The organism is Acerihabitans sp. TG2, assembly GCF_035013185.1.
Classification (GTDB): Bacteria; Pseudomonadota; Gammaproteobacteria; order Enterobacterales; family Enterobacteriaceae; genus Acerihabitans.
The window spans coordinates 1-3,295 of sequence record NZ_JAYGJO010000063.1 but is presented as its reverse complement, the minus strand read 5'-3'; the positions used below and the strand labels follow the sequence as shown (position 1 = coordinate 3,295).

The 3,295-nt window shown below is 52.9% G+C and carries 1 rRNA gene; it reads right to left on the bottom strand.

The annotated features are described in order from the left end of the window. Positions 1–21 precede the first annotated feature (21 nt). Positions 22–3,014: ribosomal RNA gene (locus SJI19_RS24300) — 23S ribosomal RNA — on the bottom strand. Positions 3,015–3,295: the final 281 nt, after the last annotated feature.

Sequence of the window (3,295 nt, the reverse complement as noted above, 5' to 3'; positions counted from 1 at the left end):
TCCAAACACTTTAGGTGTTGTAAGGTTAAGTCTCACGGGTCATTAGTACCGGTTAGCTCAACGCATCGCTGCGCTTACACACCCGGCCTATCAACGTCATCGTCTTTAACGTCCCTTCAGGTGACTCAAGGTCACAGGGAAGACTCATCTCGAGGCAAGTTTCCCGCTTAGATGCTTTCAGCGGTTATCTTTTCCGCACGTAGCTACCGGGCAATGCCATTGGCATGACAACCCGAACACCAGTGGTGCGTCCACTCCGGTCCTCTCGTACTAGGAGCAGCCCCTCTCAATCTTCCAACGCCCACGGCAGATAGGGACCGAACTGTCTCACGACGTTCTAAACCCAGCTCGCGTACCACTTTAAATGGCGAACAGCCATACCCTTGGGACCTACTTCAGCCCCAGGATGTGATGAGCCGACATCGAGGTGCCAAACACCGCCGTCGATATGAACTCTTGGGCGGTATCAGCCTGTTATCCCCGGAGTACCTTTTATCCGTTGAGCGATGGCCCTTCCATTCAGAACCACCGGATCACTAAGACCTGCTTTCGCACCTGCTCGAGCCGTCACTCTCGCAGTCAAGCTAGCTTATGCCTTTGCACTAACCTCACGATGTCCGACCGTGATTAGCTAACCTTCGTGCTCCTCCGTTACTCTTTAGGAGGAGACCGCCCCAGTCAAACTACCCACCAGACACTGTCCTCGACCCCGATTAGGGGCCGGAGTTAGAACATCAAACATTAAAGGGTGGTATTTCAAGGTTGGCTCCATGCAGACTGGCGTCCACACTTCAAAGCCTCCCACCTATCCTACACATCAAGGCTCAATGTTCAGTGTCAAGCTATAGTAAAGGTTCACGGGGTCTTTCCGTCTTGCCGCGGGTACACTGCATCTTCACAGCGAGTTCAATTTCACTGAGTCTCGGGTGGAGACAGCCTGGCCATCATTACGCCATTCGTGCAGGTCGGAACTTACCCGACAAGGAATTTCGCTACCTTAGGACCGTTATAGTTACGGCCGCCGTTTACCGGGGCTTCGATCAAGAGCTTCTCCTTGCGGATAACCCCATCAATTAACCTTCCGGCACCGGGCAGGCGTCACACCGTATACGTCCACTTTCGTGTTTGCACAGTGCTGTGTTTTTAATAAACAGTTGCAGCCAGCTGGTATCTGCGACTGGCTTCAGCTCGGGGAGCAAGTCCCTCCACCTAACGCCAGCGTGCCTTCTCCCGAAGTTACGGCACCATTTTGCCTAGTTCCTTCACCCGAGTTCTCTCAAGCGCCTTGGTATTCTCTACCTGACCACCTGTGTCGGTTTGGGGTACGATTCGATGTGACCTGGAGCTTAGAGGCTTTTCCTGGAAGCGTAGCATCAATTCCTTCACCACCGTAGTGGTTCGTTATCACGCCTCAGTGTTGAATAAAAGAGCGGATTTACCTGCTCTTTCCACCTTCACGCTTAAACCGGGACAACCGTCGCCCGGCGAACCTAGCTTTCTCCGTCCCCCCTTCGCAGTCACACCCAGTACAGGAATATTAACCTGTTTCCCATCGACTACGCCTTTCGGCCTCGCCTTAGGGGTCGACTCACCCTGCCCCGATTAACGTTGGACAGGAACCCTTGGTCTTCCGGCGAGCGGGCTTTTCACCCGCTTTATCGTTACTTATGTCAGCATTCGCACTTCTGATACCTCCAGCAACCCTCACAGGCCACCTTCGCAGGCTTACAGAACGCTCCCCTACCCAACGGACATATCCTTAAATCAACTCGACGTGATGAACGCATTGACGTCGCTGCGCTCCGTCAATCGTTTTACGCACAATTGTTTTAAGTGATATGTCCGCTGCCGCAGCTTCGGTGCATGGTTTAGCCCCGTTACATCTTCCGCGCAGGCCGACTCGACCAGTGAGCTATTACGCTTTCTTTAAATGATGGCTGCTTCTAAGCCAACATCCTGGCTGTCTGTGCCTTCCCACATCGTTTCCCACTTAACCATGACTTTGGGACCTTAGCTGGCGGTCTGGGTTGTTTCCCTCTTCACGACGGACGTTAGCACCCGCCGTGTGTCTCCCGTGGTAACATTCTTCGGTATTCGCAGTTTGCATCGGGTTGGTAATCCGGGGTGGACCCCTAGCCGAAACAGTGCTCTACCCCCGAAGATGAATTCACGAGGCGCTACCTAAATAGCTTTCGGGGAGAACCAGCTATCTCCCGGTTTGATTGGCCTTTCACCCCCAGCCACAAGTCATCCGCTAATTTTTCAACATTAGTCGGTTCGGTCCTCCAGTTAGTGTTACCCAACCTTCAACCTGCCCATGGCTAGATCACCGGGTTTCGGGTCTATACCCTGCAACTTAACGCCCAGTTAAGACTCGGTTTCCCTACGGCTCCCCTATTCGGTTAACCTTGCTACAGAATATAAGTCGCTGACCCATTATACAAAAGGTACGCAGTCACCCTGACGAATCAAGGCTCCTACTGCTTGTACGTACACGGTTTCAGGTTCTATTTCACTCCCCTCGCCGGGGTTCTTTTCGCCTTTCCCTCACGGTACTGGTTCACTATCGGTCAGTCAGGAGTATTTAGCCTTGGAGGATGGTCCCCCCATCTTCAGACAGGATATCACGTGTCCCGCCCTACTCATCGAGCTCACAACGCATGCACCTTCGGATACGGGGCTATCACCCTGTGTTGCCGGACTTTCCAGACCGCTCTCCTGATGCTTGCGCTGATGGTGACTCTGGGCTGTTCCCCGTTCGCTCGCCGCTACTAGGGGAATCTCGGTTGATTTCTTTTCCTCGAGGTACTGAGATGTTTCAGTTCCCTCGGTTCGCCTCGTTACGCTATGTATTCACGTAACGATAGTGCAACGAATTGCACTGGGTTTCCCCATTCGGACATCGCCGGCTAATAACGCTTCATATCAGCTCACCGGCGCATTTCGCGGATTAGCACGTCCTTCATCGCCTCTGACTGCCTAGGCATCCACCGTGTACGCTTAGTCACTTAACCTCACAACCCTAAAGTGTCTAGTTTCTGTTTTTTACAGCGACTGGCTGCACGATTGCATTGCGGTGTTGCGCGGTGCTCGCCATGCTCATGGACATTAAGTCCACTCCGCTGGCTGCGCGCCGGGCGCCTTGCCCTGCAGTCGTTCGCACAGTCTGGTGTCGGTGAGGTAAACCCCACGTTAACCACAGAACCAGTATTGCCATCGACACGGCAATAATTAGGTTTGCTTCTTTTGAGAGACTCGCATACTGATTTTGCTCAGCATACTTTCATTTCAAATT